The sequence below is a fragment of the Micromonospora chersina genome, from assembly GCF_900091475.1.
Lineage (GTDB): Bacteria > Actinomycetota > Actinomycetes > Mycobacteriales > Micromonosporaceae > Micromonospora > Micromonospora chersina.
The window spans coordinates 4,706,703-4,722,279 of record NZ_FMIB01000002.1 but is presented as its reverse complement, the minus strand read 5'-3'; the positions used below and the strand labels follow the sequence as shown (position 1 = coordinate 4,722,279).

12 protein-coding genes are annotated in these 15,577 nt (G+C 74.3%); 4 read left to right on the top strand and 8 right to left on the bottom strand.

Annotation, left to right across the window (positions count from 1 at the left end; genetic code table 11):
- The first annotated feature begins 32 nt into the window (after nucleotides 1–32).
- The 3 genes from GA0070603_RS21925 (at nucleotide 33) to GA0070603_RS21915 (ending at nucleotide 3,075) form a co-directional block, all read left to right on the top strand.
- Nucleotides 33–680, top strand: coding sequence for an IclR family transcriptional regulator (locus tag GA0070603_RS21925; protein WP_091317256.1), 648 nt, complete (start codon nucleotides 33–35; stop codon nucleotides 678–680).
- Between the two features lie 151 nt (nucleotides 681–831).
- A complete protein-coding gene (locus GA0070603_RS21920) occupies nucleotides 832–1,959 on the top strand; it encodes a hypothetical protein (protein WP_091317253.1) in 1,128 nt (375 codons plus the stop codon).
- A 189-nt stretch (nucleotides 1,960–2,148) separates the two neighbouring features.
- Nucleotides 2,149–3,075: an AfsR/SARP family transcriptional regulator gene (locus GA0070603_RS21915; protein WP_139131914.1), complete on the top strand. Its 927-nt coding sequence runs from the start codon at nucleotides 2,149–2,151 to the stop codon at nucleotides 3,073–3,075.
- Here the strand turns inward: GA0070603_RS21915 and GA0070603_RS21910 are convergent.
- The 3 genes from GA0070603_RS21910 to GA0070603_RS21900 form a co-directional block, all read right to left on the bottom strand.
- Nucleotides 3,037–4,722 carry a vanadium-dependent haloperoxidase gene (locus tag GA0070603_RS21910; protein ID WP_208862928.1) on the bottom strand — a complete coding sequence of 562 codons (1,686 nt, stop codon included), beginning with the start codon at nucleotides 4,720–4,722 and terminating at the stop codon, nucleotides 3,037–3,039. The two genes, GA0070603_RS21915 and GA0070603_RS21910, sit on opposite strands and share 39 nt — an antisense overlap.
- A gap of 84 nt (nucleotides 4,723–4,806) precedes the next feature.
- Nucleotides 4,807–5,508 carry an HAD family hydrolase gene (locus tag GA0070603_RS21905; protein ID WP_091317248.1) on the bottom strand — a complete coding sequence of 234 codons (702 nt, stop codon included), beginning with the start codon at nucleotides 5,506–5,508 and terminating at the stop codon, nucleotides 4,807–4,809.
- 13 nt (nucleotides 5,509–5,521) lie between these two features.
- Nucleotides 5,522–6,478: an EamA family transporter gene (locus GA0070603_RS21900; RefSeq protein ID WP_091317246.1), complete on the bottom strand. Its 957-nt coding sequence runs from the start codon at nucleotides 6,476–6,478 to the stop codon at nucleotides 5,522–5,524.
- An 82-nt stretch (nucleotides 6,479–6,560) separates the two neighbouring features.
- Here GA0070603_RS21900 and GA0070603_RS21895 point away from each other — a divergent pair, with 82 nt between their 5' ends.
- A complete protein-coding gene (locus tag GA0070603_RS21895) occupies nucleotides 6,561–7,106 on the top strand; it encodes a CGNR zinc finger domain-containing protein (RefSeq protein WP_091317244.1) in 546 nt (181 codons plus the stop codon).
- A gap of 22 nt (nucleotides 7,107–7,128) precedes the next feature.
- Here GA0070603_RS21895 and GA0070603_RS21890 read toward each other — a convergent pair whose 3' ends face one another.
- From GA0070603_RS21890 to GA0070603_RS21870, 5 genes are all read right to left on the bottom strand, one after another.
- Nucleotides 7,129–8,529 (bottom strand): class II fumarate hydratase, encoded by a 1,401-nt coding sequence (locus tag GA0070603_RS21890; protein ID WP_091317241.1) that lies wholly within the window; start codon nucleotides 8,527–8,529, stop codon nucleotides 7,129–7,131.
- 44 nt (nucleotides 8,530–8,573) lie between these two features.
- Nucleotides 8,574–11,555, bottom strand: coding sequence for an AfsR/SARP family transcriptional regulator (locus GA0070603_RS21885; RefSeq protein ID WP_091317238.1), 2,982 nt, complete (start codon nucleotides 11,553–11,555; stop codon nucleotides 8,574–8,576).
- Between the two features lie 269 nt (nucleotides 11,556–11,824).
- Complete coding sequence (locus GA0070603_RS21880) at nucleotides 11,825–13,492, bottom strand: fumarate hydratase (protein ID WP_091317235.1); 1,668 nt, start codon at nucleotides 13,490–13,492, stop codon at nucleotides 11,825–11,827.
- Nucleotides 13,493–13,569: 77 nt separating this feature from the next.
- Entirely contained in the window at nucleotides 13,570–15,003 is a 1,434-nt protein-coding gene (locus GA0070603_RS21875; protein WP_091317233.1) for an outer membrane protein assembly factor BamB family protein, read from the bottom strand.
- A gap of 60 nt (nucleotides 15,004–15,063) precedes the next feature.
- A complete protein-coding gene (locus GA0070603_RS21870; protein ID WP_091317230.1) occupies nucleotides 15,064–15,555 on the bottom strand; it encodes an Lrp/AsnC family transcriptional regulator in 492 nt (163 codons plus the stop codon).
- Nucleotides 15,556–15,577: the final 22 nt, after the last annotated feature.

The following is a 15,577-nucleotide window of genomic DNA, read 5'->3' as shown; positions in this document are numbered from 1 at the left end:
GTACCCCGGAGCCGGGTCGTACGCTGCGTGCTGTGGACACGGCGGCACGTGCGGGAGAGACGGCGCAGACCCTGGACCGGGGGCTGCGCCTGCTGCACCTGGTCGCCGACGCGCCGGGCGGGTTGACCGTCACCGAGGCGGCGAACCGGCTGGGCATCGGCCGGGCGGCGGTCTACCGGCTGGTCGGCGCGCTGACCGACCACGGCATGCTCCGTCGCGACGGCGAGGGGCGCCTCCGGCTCGGCGCGGGCGTGCTGCACCTGGCCCGGCGGGCCCAGCCGCTGCTGGCCGAGGGGGCGCTGCCCGCCCTGCGCCGGCTCGCCGAGCAGGCCGGGGCTACCGCCCACCTGACCGTGGTCGAGGGCGGCGAGGGGGTCGCCCTCGCGGTGGTCGAGCCGAGCTGGACCTCGTTCCACGTGGCGTACCGGACCGGCTCGCGGCATCCTCTGGAGCGGGGCGCGGCCGGGCGGGCCATCCTGGCCGGGCGGACGGGCGCCGCCGGCCCGGTGAGCACCAGCGGCGAGTTGCAGTCCGGGGCGTACGGGGTGGCCGCGCCGGTGCTCGGGGTGCCGGGGCTGGAGGCGAGCGTCGGGGTGGTCTCGCTGACCCCGCTCGACGTCACCGAGGTCGGCGCCCAGGTGTCCGCCGCCGCCCAGTCGATCGCCGCGGCCCTGTCCTGACCGTTTCCTGCGTTCCACTGCGGGCGGGGCGGGAGCCGCTAGCACACCGTCCGGGCGCCGCGGTGGTTGTCCACAGGGCCCCGCGCCGGGTCCGGGCGCGGCTGTCCACAGGGGTGTCCGGCGACGGTCCGTCGCCGCCAGGCTCGTCGACATGCCACCTCATCCCCATCGACCGCCCGAGCTGGCCTGGCAGGTCTTCCGTGGCTCGGACGTGGTCCGGCGCGGGCTGCTGACCCGGCACCAGCTCCGGGGCGCCTCCTGGGTGCGGCTCCGGCAGGACGTCTACGCGGACGCCCGCCTCGACCGCGACCACACGCTCGCCTGCCGCGCCGCGCTGCTCCGCCTCCCGCCGGGCACGCTGCTCGCCGGCCCGTCGGCGGCCCACCTGCACGGGGTCGCGCACGCCGCCGGCTTCCGGGACGACGTGCACGTCCTGATTCCGGCGGCGGCCCGGGCCGACGCCCAGCCCGGCGTCCGGGTGCACCAGGCCCCGTCGTCGCCCGAACGGATCGGCCTCCTGATCCCCACCACCGCCGCAGCCGGCCCCCCGGACACGACCCGGAACGGCCCGGCGAACACCACCCCCGGCCGGAACGGCCCGACCGTCGGCCTCCCGAGCACCACGTCAGGCCGGAACGGCAGTGCCGCCAGGCACAGCACGGCGGCAGTCGCCACGGCCATCGCGGAGCCCGGGCCGCTGGGCGGCGAGCCGGGCCGGCCGAGCGGGGCGGGCCGGCCGAGCGAGCCGGGCCGGTTGCTCCGCACCGAGCCGGCCGTCTGCGCCTGGGAGACAGCGGTGTGGTCCGATCCGGTCCGCGCGGTCGGGATCGTCGACGCCCTGCTGCGGATGGGCAGGGCCAGCCGGACCGATCTGGCCGACGTGGCGGACCGCAACGCGGGCCGGCCCGGTGGCCGGCGGGCGCGATGGGTGTTCGGCCTGGCCGATCCCGGGGCACAGTCCGCGCCCGAGTCGCACCTGCGGGTCCGGCTGGTGCTGGCCGGCCTGCCCCGCCCGGTCGCGCGGCACCCGGTGCGCGGGCCGTCGGGCCTGGTGCTGCATCCCGCCCTGGCGTGGCCCGAGTTCCGCGTCGCCGTCGAGCACGACGACCGGTGGCACGCCGACCCGGATCAACTGGACCGGCACCATCAGCGGCTACACCAGCTCGGCGCGGCCGGCTGGCTGGTGCCGCGCGTGACCGGTCGCCGCCTGGACCGGGAGTTCCCCGCGCTGGTCCGCGAGATCCGCGCCGCGCTGGTCGCCCGGGGCTGGCGGCCGTGAGAGACGCCGCCTCGCACACCGCCCGTCCAGAGGAACGGCCGGCGGGACGTCGTGACCATCCGCACGATTGTCATCGCATCTAGCAACTTCTATGGTTACAGCAGCTTGGCGTTCTCCTCGGAAGACGGGGGCCGGAGGACTGATGGGCTTCTTTTCGCGTGTCGTGTGCCGCCATTCGGCGCGGCCGTCATGAGATTCCGACTACTGGGCCCGCTCGCTGTCGAGGGGCCCGGTCAGCAGCGCCTCGACGGCCGGCGGTCGCGGGCGGTGCTGGCGTTCCTGCTCCTGGAGGCCAACTCTCTGGTCCGCGTCGAGCAGATCATCGACGCGGTCTGGGGCGAGGCGCCGCCGCGCACGGTCCGCACCCAGTTGCACGGCCAGATCTCCGCGGTGCGCCGCTGGCTGCGCGCTGCCCCGGACGCTCAGATCGTCACCCACGACAGCGGTTACGTGCTCCGCACGGATCCGTCCCAGATCGACGTGGAGGTGTTCCGCCGGCTGGCCCGACAGGGGCGCGGCCTGACCGCCACCGGGCAGCCGGCCGCAGCGGCCGAGGCGTACCGGGCGGGACTGGGGCTCCACGTCGGTCCGCCGCTCGGCGACATCGACGCGCCGTTCGCCCGGGCCGCGGCGGCCCGCCTCACCGAGGAACGGCTGGCGGTCCTTGCTGACCTGGTCGACCTGGACCTCGCCGCCGGGCGGCACCACGAGCTGATCCCCCGCCTCTCCGCGCTGGTGGAGCGGCACCCGTGGCACGAGCCGCTCTGGTGTCACCTGCTCGTGGCGCTGGACCGCGCCGGCCGCCGGGGTGAGGCCATCGCCCGCTACCACCGGGTCCGCCTGCTGCTCCGCCGTGAGCTGGGTGTCGAGCCGGGTCCCGAGCTGTCCCGGACCTACCGGTCGCTGCTGGAGGCCCCGCCGGCTGCGGCCGTCGGGACCGATCTCACCCGCACCCTCGACCGGCTGGCCGAGGCCGAGCGGATGCTGGGCGAGATCCGGCAGCAGTTGTCGCGGCTGGGTGTCGACGCGGCGACGGCGCGGCCGGTGGTCCCGACCGCGCCGCCAGTGCCGAAGGTGTCAGACGATGGTGCAGGTCACGCGGAGATTGCGGCTTGACCCGTCGCGCAGCAGGACGGAGAGCGTCTGCCCGCCGGGGCCGCACGACTTGCCGGTGTAGACCCGGACCTCGTACCGGCCGTTGGTGAAGGCGACCGGGCCACTGCTCGCCGCCGGCTGACCGTTCCAGGAGACCCCGACGACCGCGTTCAGGTCGGTGACCGGCGTCCCGTTGGCGGTCAGCTTGAAGGTGACGAGGAAGTTCCCCCCGGAGACGGCGTCCGGGTAGCTGGTGCCCAGGTACGCGGACCCCTCGTAGAAGCCGTCGAAGGTGTACGCCGGCACGCTCGGCCGCAGGAAGTTCCCGGTCACGTGGTTGGCCAGCGAGGTGCCCGCGGACATCCCGGAGTCGGCGTCGAACTGGTAGTGCACGCCCAGGTAGACCCGGCTCCGGGCGTTCTCCGTGGCGGCCGCCCCGAACCCGGTGAAGCTGCGGCTCACGCCGACGGCGTGCGGGTCCTCCGTGCCGCCGACGAAGCGGAACGCGTCGGTGCCGAAGAACCCCTTCATCGCACCCGCCCAGGCGGCGGCGAAGGTGGCGTGCCCGGAGACGTACGCGGGGAACGGCGGGGAGAAGTTGACCCCGCTGGTGTTCGCGGAGAGCGGCTTCCAGTTCGGGTCGGGCGTGGTGGCCGCGTTGTTGTCGTCCTGCGGCTCGTGGATCGCCGTCTCGGGCCGCCACAGGTCGATGGCGGTCTGGTACTTGGCGTCCCAGGCGACGATCGCCGCGTCACCCATCGCGATGCCGACCAGCGCGAAGAGGCGGGCGTTGCCGGCCTGGGTGAGTTTCGCCGACTTGGCGACCACCTGCGTGTGCGCGAAGAGCTGGCCCGGCGGCTTGTACGTGCCGTCGAGGTCGTTGGCCCAGAACCAGGCCGCCTGCGTCTGGTCGGCGGTGCGGGTGGTGCTGTTGGACGCACCGAGGCCCCTCACCTCGTTTACCTGGTTCGCGTAGGTCTGGCTGGCCAGCAGCTGCGCGTAGGTGGCGTAGCCGCCCGGCAGGCCGGGGCGGAACTGCGTGGTGGAGGTCATGGCGAACGGCCTGAGCAGCCCCCAGCTGGGGGTCGCCGGCTCCCCGGAGCCGGTGCGGCGCCACTGGCCGGCGACCGTGCCGTCGGCGTAGGTCGAGGTGTCCGGCGAACCGTCGTTGGTCCGGAAACTGATCATGGCCTGCGCGCTGGCCGAGCCCATCCGCTGGCCGTCCGTCCGCGCCGCGGAGGCGGGGATGTCCTGCTGCGCGGTGGTGAGGTCGGCGGCGAAGCTGATCGACGGCCAGATGCTGCGCAGCGTGTCGTAGGCCGCGTAGTCGATGGCGGTGGCCAGGTCGGGGCTGACCCCGGCCGTGGGGGTCACCTTGGTCCGGTACGGCTGCCCGATGCACCGATCAGCTCCGTCGGCGCAGAGGGCGGAGTTCGCGGCGTCGTAGATGGCGCCGTGGACCATCGCCCCGGCGCGGGCGAGCGGGCCGGGCGCGCCGCCGACCTGGCGGAAGGTGCGCAGCAGGACGTCGTTCCAGTACAGGACGTGGTCGGTGGGCCCGGCGGCGAGCGCCGGGGCGGTCGGTGCGACGGCGGCGACGGTGCCGGCCGTGAGGGCCGTGAGCGCGATGGCGCTCCAGCGGCGACGGGACGTGTGCAACCAGCCCAATGGGACTCCTCGGTGAGAGACCTCGATCTACCGCGGTTGATGGCCGCGGCTCCCACCAGGCTGGGCGGACCGGCTACGCGCCGGCTACGGCGACGCTATGGGGGCCACCCCGTCGAGGGCGGCCAGGGCCTCGGGGAGGTCGGCCAGGGTCGCCACCTCCGCGTCCGGACGCACTCCGGGCGGGCAGGGCACGCCCTGCCGGTTGAGCCAGATCCCCCGCAGGCCGGCGCGCTGCGGGCCGGCCACGTCGTGGTCGAGGGAGTCGCCGACGTACGCGATCTGCTCCGCCGGCACGCCCGCCGCCTCGACCACCGCGGCGTAGAACTCCGGGGCGGGCTTCTTGGGCAGGCCGCCGTCGTGCGCGTACCGCTCGAAGGCGAACTCACCCGCGAGCCCGCAGCGTTCCGCGCGGCTGTTGCCGTTGGTGGCGTAGCCCAGGAGGTAGCGCCCACGGAGCACGGCGAGGGCGGGCAGCGCGTCGGCGAACGGTCGGGTGAGCGCGAACCGGCGGGCGAAGAAGAGCCCCGCCAGCGCGTCCAGGTGGTCGTCGAGCGCGGCCCGGGCGAGCGACCGGGCCAGCGCCGCGCGCCGGATCTCCTGCACCGGCGCCGCGCTCCGCTCGCCGAAGACCGTGTGCCAGTCGGCCTCGAGGTCCGCGAGGGACAGCGCGGCCGCCGCCGGCGCCAGCCGCCGCATCTCAGCGAGTACGGCGACCAGCCCGCCGGTCACCGCCGGGCGCAGGTCGAGCAGGGTCTCGTCGGCGTCGAACACCACCACGCGCAGCACGACGGGCAGCCTCTCACGCCAGCGCCGGCGCGTCGGCCCGCTCGTCCACCGGCTCGGCGCGACCGCCGCGCAGTTCGTCCACCCGGACCAGGGCGACACCGGCCACGATGAGCGCACCGCCGAGCAGTTGCACGGCGCTCGGCAGCTCGCCCAGCACCAGCCAGGCGATCAGCACCGCGAACATCACCTCGGTCAGCCCGACGAAGGAGGAGAGCCGCGCGCCGAGCAGCCGGGCCCCGGCCACCCCGGTCAGGTAGGCCACCACCGCCGCGATCAGCGACAGGCCCGCGATCGGCACCAGCCAGCTCATCTCGTGGCCGGCGAAGCTGACATCGGCGGTGCCGGCGCGCAGCGGGAGCGCCCCGACCAGCCCGAGCAGGAGCAGCACGAGAGCGCCGACGGCCATGCCGCCGCTGGCCATCACGACGGAGGGCAGCGCGGGGTCGACCCGGCCGGCGATGACGAAGTAACCGGCGAGCCCGACCCCGGCGCCGAGTCCCCAGAGGACGCCGACCGGGTCGAGGCGGCCGGCGCCGGTCAGGTCCAGCACGAACACCAGCCCGCACAGGGCGGTCAGCGAACCGGCCACCGTGAGCAGCCGGGGCCGCTGGCCGTGGACCAGCCACATCCAGCCCACCACGAGCACGATGCCGAGGTATTCCAGCAGGAGCGCGACGCCGACCGGCAGGTAGCGGACCGCGTTGAAGAAGCACGCCTGGGCCAGAGCCACCCCGAGCAGCCCGAACACCACGAGCGTGCCGGCGTTGCGGCGCAGCACCGGCCACCGGCCGCGCAGCGCCAGCAGGGCGGGCACGGCCAGCACCAGGGCCGCGATGCCGACCCGGGCGAGCACCACGGCCTCGGCGGACCAGTCGCCGGTGATCAGCGGTCGGGCGAAGGTGCCCGAGGTGGCGAAGGTGAGCGCGGAGAGCAGCGCCAGGCCGAGGCCGACGCCGGGCCGTTCACGCATCGACAGCTCCTTGGGTCGACCGGACATGAGTCAAACGGGGTTATGCTGATGACGCTAGGCCGGCACCCCGACAGGAGTCAAGTTGCTGTTTGCTCATGACACCGAGTGCGGCCTGGTCGCGGCCGCGGCGCTTGTCAACACGGCGGGTCCGGACCGGGAGGGGCTGCCCGACGTGGCCGCCCTCGACGAGTTCTTCACGGCGTACGGGTGGACCGGTCGGCACGAGCACACCGAGGCGGAGCTGCGCGAGGTCCGGGCGCTGCGGCCCCGGCTCCGCCAGATCTGGTACGCCGACACCGACGAGGTGGTGGCGGTGGTCAACGGGCTGCTCCGCGAGTCGCACGCGCTCCCGCAACTCGTCCGGCACGACGACGAGCCGTACCACCTGCACGCCGTGCCGCGGGACGCGCCGCTGGCCACCCGGATGGCGGTCGAGGCCGCCATGGCCCTGGCCGACCTGGTCCGGATGGACGAGCTGAGCCGGCTGCGCCGCTGCGACCACCCCGACTGCGAGAACGTGCTTGTCGACCTCTCCAAGAACCGGTCCCGCCGGTTCTGCGACGCCGGCTGCGGCAACCGGGCCGCGGTGAGCGCCTACCGGGCCCGCAAGGCCGCGTCCCACTCCTGACGCACCCCGGCGCGGGCGTGCCTCAGGGGTGGGTCATCCGGAGCAGGTCCAGGGCCTCGTCGAGCTGGGTCTCGCTGAGCTTGCCCGAGTCGACGTGGCCGCGGGAGATCACCACCTCGCGGATGGAGACCTGCTTGGCCAGCGCCTCCTTGGCGATCGAGGCGGCCTCGTCGTACCCGAGGTGGCGGTTGAGCGGGGTGACGATCGACGGCGAGCCCTCGGCGTACGCCAGGCAGACCTCGGCGTCCGCGACCAGGCCGACCACCAGGCGGTCGGCGAAGAGCCGACTCGCCGCGGAGATCAGCCGGATCGACTCCAGCAGGTTGCGGCCCATCACGGGAAGCATCACGTTCAGCTCGAAGTCGCCCTGTGAGCCGGCGAACGCCACCGCGGCGTCGTTCCCGACGACCTGCGCGCACACCTGCCGCATGGCCTCGGCGACCACCGGGTTCACCTTGCCGGGCATGATCGACGAGCCGGGCTGGAGGTCGGGGATGCGCAGCTCGCGCAGGCCGGCGCGGGGGCCGGAGCCCATCCAGCGGATGTCGTTGGCCATCTTGTAGAGGCCGACGGCGACGGTGCGGAGCTGGCCGGAGGTCTCCACCAGCGCGTCGCGGGCGCCCTGCGCCTCGAAGTGGTTGCGCGCCTCGGTCAGCGGCAGCCCGGTCGAGGCACGCAGCTTCTCGATCACCTTCGCGGCGAAGCCGAGCGGGGTGTTGATGCCGGTGCCCACCGCGGTGCCGCCGAGCGGCAGCTCGGCGAGGCGGGGCAGCGCTCCCTCCAGCCGCTCGACGCCGTAGCGGACCTGGGCCGCGTAGCCGCCGAACTCCTGGCCCAGGGTGACCGGGGTGGCGTCCATGAGGTGGGTACGCCCGGCCTTCACCACCGTCTCGAACTCGGCCGCCTTCTCCTCCAGGGCGCCGGCCAGGTGCTTGAGCGCGGGCAGCAGGTCCTCCACCACGGCCTGGGTGGCGGCCAAATGGATCGACGAGGGGAAGACGTCGTTGCTGGACTGGGACGCGTTGACGTCGTCGTTCGGGTGTACGCCGCGGCCCAGCTCCCGGCCGGCCAGCGTGGCGATCACCTCGTTGGTGTTCATGTTGGACGAGGTGCCCGAGCCGGTCTGGAAGACGTCGACCGGGAACTGGTCGTCGTAGCCGCCGTCAGCCACGTGCGCGGCGGCGGTGGCGATCGCCTCGGCGACGTCCGCGCCGATCACCCCCAGCTCGCCGTTGACCTGGGCCGCCGCGCCCTTGATCTGCGCCAGGGCCTTGATCTGGGCCGGTTCGATGCCCCGCCCGGAGATCGGGAAGTTCTGCACCGCGCGCTGGGTCTGCGCCCGCCACAGTGCCTCGGCGGGGACCTCCACCTCACCCATCGAGTCGCGTTCGATCCGGTAACCGGTCGCCTCTGGAGTCGTCACGCGTTCCATCCTGCCCCGCCGCGCGGCGACGCGCAGATGATCGCTCAGCCCAACTCGGCGAGCAGCGCCGCCACCTCGTCCCGTTCCGGCGCGTCGAGCTGCCGGAGGAGGTCGAGGGCCCGGGTCGCGTGCGAGCGGGCGGCCGCCGGGTCGGTGGGGCGCTGGCAGCGGGCGATGCCGGCCAGCGCTTCGGCCTCCTCGTGCCGGGCCCGCAGCCGGACCGCGTCCTGGAGCACCCGGCGGTAGAGGTCGAGCGCGCTCCGCACGTCGCCCTGTTCGAGCAGGGCCCGGGCCAGCAGGTTGCGGGAGAGGCAGCCGAGCACCCGGTCCCCCGAGGCGGTCACCGCGGTCAACGCCTCCCGGTGCAGGGCCGCCGCGGCCTCCGGCCGCCCCAGCTTCCGCTCGATGACGCCCAGCTCGTTGAGCACCTCGCCCTCGCCGAAGCGGTTGCCCTCCCGGCGCTTGAGCCGCAGCGCGAGCCGCAGGAACCGCAGCGCGCCGGAGAGGTCGCCGAGCCGGGCCCGCGCGGCGCCCAGGTGACCGATCGCGTTGCGCACGCTGTTCAGGTCACCCACCTCCCGGCCCAGGGCGAGGTGCCGGCGGGAGACGGCCTGCGCCTCGGCGTACCGGCCCCAGGCCAGCAGCACCACTGTCTGGTTGTTCAGCAGCGCCGCCACGGCGGCCGGCTGCCCGGTGGAACGGGCCAGGTCCAGCGCCGCGTCCAGGTGCGCCAGGGCCGGCGCCAGCTGCCAGTTCGCCCCGTACGCGATGGCGAGGTTGCGCCGGACGGTGGCCTCGCCCTCGCGGTCGCCCAGCCGTCGGCGGATCTGGAGGGCGCCCTCCATGAGGTCGATCGCCTCCGGGAAGCGGCCGAGCCGGAACAGCCCGGAGGCCAGGTAGTTGCGGGTGGTGGCCACGGCGGCCTCGTCGTCGCACCGCTCGGCGGCGCGCAGGCCGACGGTGTGGGTGTCGATCAGCTCGTCCAGGTGGCCCCGGCTGAAGAGGAAGTACCAGCTCACCCGGGCGAGCTGCCAGCAGTGCGCGAGCAGGCCCTCGTCGGCCGCCAGCCGGACCAGCGCCGGCAGCGTGGCCCGGTTGCGTTCGAACCACGCCGGGCCCTCGGTCTCGCAGACGGCCACCAGGTCGGGTCGGGGCGGCTCGGGCAGCACCAGGGCGGCGCGGCTGGCCGCCGGCTCCATCTGGCGGGAGATCGCGTACGCCGCGTGCAGGTGGTGGTCGAGGAGCCGCCGCACCGCCTCGGCCCGCTCCCCGGGCCGCCCCGCTCCGTCGAGCAGTTGCCGGGCGAAGTCCCGCACCAGGTCGTGGAAGCGGAACCGGCCGGGGTCGGGCTCCTCCAGGAGGTGGGCGTCCACCAGGCCGTCCAGCAGGTCCTGCGCGTCGGCAAGTGGCAGGTCGGCGACGGCGGCACCCACCTGATGGTCGAAGAACGCCCCGGGATGCACGCCGACCAGCCGGAACAGCCGCTGCGCGGCCGGGTCGAGCTGCGCGTACGACAGGTCGAAGGCCTGCCCCACCGAGCGCTCCCCGACGGACAGCTCGATCAGCGGGTTCCGGCCCGCGGCCAGCCGGTCCGCCAGGTCCCGGACCCGCCACCGCGGCCGGTGCGCCAGCCGCGCCCCGGCCAGCCGGATGGCGAGCGGCAGGTGGCCGCAGCGGCGAACCACCTCGGCGGCCGCCTCCGGCTCGGCGGCGACCCGGTCCACGCCGACCACCCGGGCGAGCAACTCGACCGCCTCGTCCGGGTCGAGCACCGCCAGCGAGGACGGCCGGCCGCCGTCGAGGCCGGTGAGCCGGCGCCGGCTGGTGATGAGCGTGAGGCAGTCCGGGCCGTTGGGCAGCAACGGCGCCACCTGGACCGCGCTGGCCGCGTTGTCGAGCACCACGATGGCCCGCCGGCCGGACAGTTCGCTGCGCCACAGGGCCGCCCGCTCGTCGGCGTCGGCGGGGATGCCCGCGGCGGGCACCCCGAGCTGGCGGAGGAGCGCGGCCAGGGCCGCCGCCGGGGTGACCGGCTCGCGCTCGCTGTGCCCGTGCAGGTCGATGAAGACCTGGGCGTCCGGGTAGCGGCCGGCCAGAGCCGCCGCCAGGTGCACGGCCAGGGTGGTCTTGCCCGTGCCGGCCATCCCGTCGATCAGGTGGATCCGGGCGTCGTGCTCCTCGATCTCCTTGACCAGCCTGGCCAGTGTGTCCTGCCGGCCGGTGAAGTCGCTGATCGCCCGGGGCAGCGCCCGGATCGGGCCGGAAGCCGGTCGCGGCGGCCCCGTCAGGGCCAGGTCCCCGGCGAGCACCCGCTGGTGCAGTTCCTGCAACGCCGTGCCCGGTTCGATGCCGAGTTCCTCGGCGAAGATCCGGCGCCCCTCCCGGTAGACGGTGAGCGCGTCCGCCTGGCGGCCGACCGCGGAGAGGGCCAGCATCAGCTGGCCGCGCAGCCGCTCCCGCAGCGGATTGCGTTCCACGCTCTCGCTGAGCTCGTCGATCAGGTCGGCCGCCCGGCCCAGCCGCAGCTCGACCTCGACGCACTCCTCCAGCACGGTCAGCCGCTGCTCGTCGAGCGCCTGCGCCCGTCGGCGTACGCTCCGGCTCGCGATCCCGCTCAGCGCCGACCCCCGCCAGAGCGCCAGCGCGGACCGGTAGTGGCGGCTGGCGTCGGCCGGCTGCCCCGCGTCGACCGCCGACCGGCCGGCCTCGGCGGTCTGGGCGAAGACCTCGGCGTCCAGGTCGGAGGGTGCGACCCGGATGCCGTACCCGACCGGATCGGTGACGATCATCTCCGGCGGCAGGTCGAGCGCGACGAAGCGCTGCCGCAGCCGCGACACGCAGATCTGGAGCTGGGTCCGGGCGGTCGCCGGTGGGCGCTCCTCCCAGATGGCGTCGACGAGTTCCTCGACGGGGACCACCCGGCCGGCCCGCAGCAACAGCATGGCCAGCAGTGTCCGATCACGACCCGCCGTGATGGTGGACTCGCCGTCGCCGACCCGCAGCGGCCCCAGGATCCCGAACCGCATCTGTGCCCCCGCACGCCTCTTTGTGGAACTTCCAGCAGCGTAACCCGCCGGTCACCGCTCGCGGCGGCCGGGTGATAGCGGCGTGATAGCGGATCGACAGCACCAGGCCGGAGACTCGTGCTGGGTTGCCGGGCACGGCATCCGACGGGGGCGGTGCGCCCGCCCGGGCCCTGACCCGGGCGGGCGCACCGATGTCGACAAGCAGACGGCATGACGAAGGGGCGCCAGGTGGGATCCCACCCGACGCCCCCTTTCGCGTACGTCGAAGGTCAGCGCCGCCCGACGGTGAGCACCGGCTTGGTGACCTCGGCGAAGAAGTCGTTGCCCTTGTCGTCGACCACGATGAAGGCCGGGAAGTCCTCCACCTGGATCTTCCAGACCGCCTCCATGCCCAGCTCGGGGTATTCGAGCACCTCGACGTGCTTGATGCAGTCCTGGGCGAGCCGGGCGGCCGGGCCGCCGATCGAGCCGAGGTAGAAGCCCCCGTGCGCCTGGCAGGAGCGGGTGACCTGGCCGGAGCGGTTGCCCTTGGCCAGCATCACCATCGAGCCGCCGGCCGCCTGGAACTTCTCCACGTAGGCGTCCATCCGCCCGGCGGTGGTGGGGCCGAACGAGCCGGAGGCGTAGCCCTCGGGGGTCTTGGCCGGGCCGGCGTAGTAGACGGCGTGGTCCCGCAGGTACTGCGGCATCGGCTCACCGGCGTCCAGCCGCTCGGCGATCTTGGCGTGGGCGATGTCCCGGGCCACCACCAGCGGGCCGCTCAGCGACAGCCGGGTCTTCACCGGGTACTTCGACAGCTCGGCGCGGATCTCGTCCATCGGCCGGTTGAGGTCGACCCGGACCACCTCGGAGGTGTCCAGCTGGGCGTCGGTGACGTCGGGCAGGTAGCGCGCCGGGTCGGTCTCCAGGCGCTCCAGCCAGACGCCCGACGGGGTGATCTTGGCGACCGCCTGCCGGTCGGCCGAGCAGGAGACCGCGATGGCCACCGGGCAGGACGCGCCGTGCCGGGGCAGCCGGACCACGCGGACGTCGTGGCAGAAGTAGCGCCCGCCGAACTGCGCGCCGATGCCGAAGTTGCGGGTCAGCTCCAGCACCTCGGCCTCCAGTTCGAGGTCGCGGAAGCCGTGCGCGCTCATCGAGCCCTGCGTCGGGAGGGCGTCCAGGTACTTCGCCGAGGCGTACTTGGCGGTCTTCAGCGCGTATTCCGCGGAGGTGCCGCCGATGACGATGGCCAGGTGGTAGGGCGGGCAGGCCGCGGTGCCGATGAGGCGCAGCTTCTCCTCCAGGAACTGCATCATCCGCGTCGGGTTCAGCAGCGCCTTGGTCTCCTGGTAGAGGTAGGACTTGTTGGCCGAGCCACCGCCCTTGGCCATGAAGAGGAACTTGTAGGCGTCGGGGTGGCCGTCCGGGTCCTCGGCGTAGAGCTCGACCTGGGCGGGCAGGTTGCTGCCGGTGTTCCGCTCCTCCCACATGGTCAGCGGGGCGAGCTGGGAGTAGCGGAGGTTGAGCCGGGTGTACGCCTGGTAGACGCCGCGCGAGATCGCCTCGGCGTCGGTGCCGTCGGTGAGCACGTGCCGGCCGCGCTTGCCCATCACGATCGCGGTGCCGGTGTCCTGGCACATCGGCAGCACGCCACCGGCGGCGATGTTCGCGTTGCGCAGCAGGTCCAGCGCGACGAACCGGTCGTTCGGCGAGGCCGCCGGGTCGTCGATGATCGACCGGAGCTGGGCCAGGTGGGCCGGGCGCAGGAAGTGGGCGATGTCGTGCATCGCCTCGGCCGTCAGCGCGGTCAGCGCGGCGGGCTCCACGGTGAGGAACCGGCGGCCACCCGGGCCGTCGACGACGTCGACGCCCTCGTCGGTGACCAGGCGGTACTCCGTCTGGTCGGGTCCGGTCGGCAGCAGGGGGGCGTACGAGAAGGCGGCGGCACTGCTCATGACGGAAAAGCCTAGGGCAGAGCCGTCGATCGGTGGCACCCGCCGGGTGCGTCCTGGGACGCCGCTCTCACCCGGCGTCACTTGCCGTCGGCGCAGAGTTCGTTCTTCGGGCCGCAGCTGCCCTGGTCGGTCGGGGGGCGCCAGGTGTCGCCCGGGTCCGGCGCGGGCACCGCGCCCTCGTCGGGCGGGGGCAGCTCGGCGGCGCCGGCGCCCCAGCGGACGTACCCGATCTCCCGGCCCTCGCCGATGATCATGCCGTGCGGACCGACCGCCAGGGCGTTCGCCGACGTGCGCAGCAGGACCAGTTCCTGACCGCTGCGCGGTTCGAGCGCGATGAGCCGGGACGGCTTCTCCTCGGCGATCAGCGCCGCGTACGGGGTCAGCGCGGCGCCGCTCCTGCCGCCGGCCGGCCGGGTCCACCGGGTGCCGTCGGCCGTCAGCTCCCGGCCGAACAGCGAGCGCTTGTCGGCGCTGCGCACCACCGCGTAGCGGTCGTCGACGGCGAGCACCTTCTCGCCCTCCGCGCCGACGAGGAGCAGCCGGCCGTCGTACCCGTCGAGGACCGCCTCGCGCCCGTCCGGGGCGACCCCGAGCAGCACGTTGCGGGCGCCCTGCGGGTCCTCCCGCTGCACGCAGCCGGCGTAGTCGGCGGTCCGCAGGTTGACCCCGTTGCGGCGCCACACCTGCTGCCCGGTCGCCGGGTCGACAGCGGTGAGGACGAAGTAGCAGGTGCCGTCCCGGGAGGTGGCGGAGATCCGGAGCAGGCGCCCACCGACCACCGCGAGCCGCTCCTCGCGGCCCGGCTCGACGTTCTGGAGCACCCGGCCGGTGGCGGTGTCCACCACGTGCACCCGGCCGTCGACCGGGAAGCCGAGCAGCGGCGGGACCGACTCCGGCCCGGCCACCCCCTCGTCGATCCGCGGCGCGCCCAGGCGCCGGGTGCCCAGCAGCTCCGGGTTGTCGGCGAGCACCCCGCTGTGCACGCCGGGCAGGAACGCGCTCCAGCGCGGCGCGGTGCCGCGCGGCTCCCAGGCGCGCAGGGTGCAGTCGGTGGGCTGCACGCAGTAGGCGTCGAGCAGGAGGTTGCGGTACGTCCAGACGGCGATCGCCCGCTCGTCGCGGCGGCGCACCACCCCGGTGGTGGGGTCGAGCACCTCGTACCCCTTGTCCAGGAGCTTCCCCACGGCCACGACCGGGTCCCGGTCGCTGCCGGCCACCGCGGCCCAGTCGGCCTTGCGCTCCCAGAGCTGCGCGCCGTTGGCCAGGCTGCGCGCCTCGACCCGGGTGCGCTGCTCGACGATCACCGTGTCGCCGGCGATGGTGACGCTCTTCGGGGTGCCGCCGACCCGCTGCTGCCAGACGACGTCCGGCTCGGAGATCGGCTTGCTCCGGTCGACCCAGTCCCAGATGGCGGGGAACGGGTTCCACACACCGGTGGCGGCGAGCACGACCACGGTGATGAGCCCCAGCAGCAACCAGCCGCGTACGCCAAGGCCCTTCACACCGCACACGGTAGCGACGACCACCGCTGCGCCGGCCCCCCGAACGGCCGTGTCGCGCCGCTTTCTCGGTCAGCCGCCGCGGGCGGCCGAGCGCACCAGAGGCAGGGTGCGGTACGGGATCTGCTCGGCGAGGGCGATGATCGTGGAGGCGCGGCGGATGCCCTCCGAGGCGACGATCTGGTCGATGACGCGCTGGAGGTCGGTGTTCGAGCGGGCCACGATGCGGCACAGCAGGTCGCTGGAGCCGGTGATGGTGTGCGCCTCCAGCACCTCCGGAATGGCGGCCAGGTGCGCGGTCACCGGGTCGTGGCCGTGCCGCTGGCTGATCTCCAGGGTCACGAAGCTGGTCACCCCGAACCCGATGGCGGCCGGCGAGATGTCCGGCCCGAACCCGGCGATCACCCCCCGCTCGACCAGCTTGTCGAGCCGGGCCTGGACGGTGCCGCGGGCCACGCCGAGCCGCCGCGAGCACTCCAGCACCCCGATCCGGGGCTCCTCGGCGAGCAGATCGATCAAGCGGGCGTCCAGCACATCGAGCTGTACATCCTGACCAGTGTTCATGGGGTTTCACATTACCGAATGC

Bases quoted from the DNA above. Each gene is read 5' to 3' on its own strand.
- GA0070603_RS21920 (WP_091317253.1), top strand. From the start codon at position 832: ATGCCACCTCATCCCCATCGACCGCCCGAGCTGGCCTGGCAGGTCTTC.
- GA0070603_RS21915 (WP_139131914.1), top strand. From the start codon at position 2,149: ATGAGATTCCGACTACTGGGCCCGCTCGCTGTCGAGGGGCCCGGTCAG.
- GA0070603_RS21900 (WP_091317246.1), bottom strand. From the start codon at position 6,478: ATGCGTGAACGGCCCGGCGTCGGCCTCGGCCTGGCGCTGCTCTCCGCG.
- GA0070603_RS21885 (WP_091317238.1), bottom strand. From the start codon at position 11,555: ATGCGGTTCGGGATCCTGGGGCCGCTGCGGGTCGGCGACGGCGAGTCC.
- GA0070603_RS21880 (WP_091317235.1), bottom strand. From the start codon at position 13,492: ATGAGCAGTGCCGCCGCCTTCTCGTACGCCCCCCTGCTGCCGACCGGA.
- GA0070603_RS21870 (WP_091317230.1), bottom strand. From the start codon at position 15,555: ATGAACACTGGTCAGGATGTACAGCTCGATGTGCTGGACGCCCGCTTG.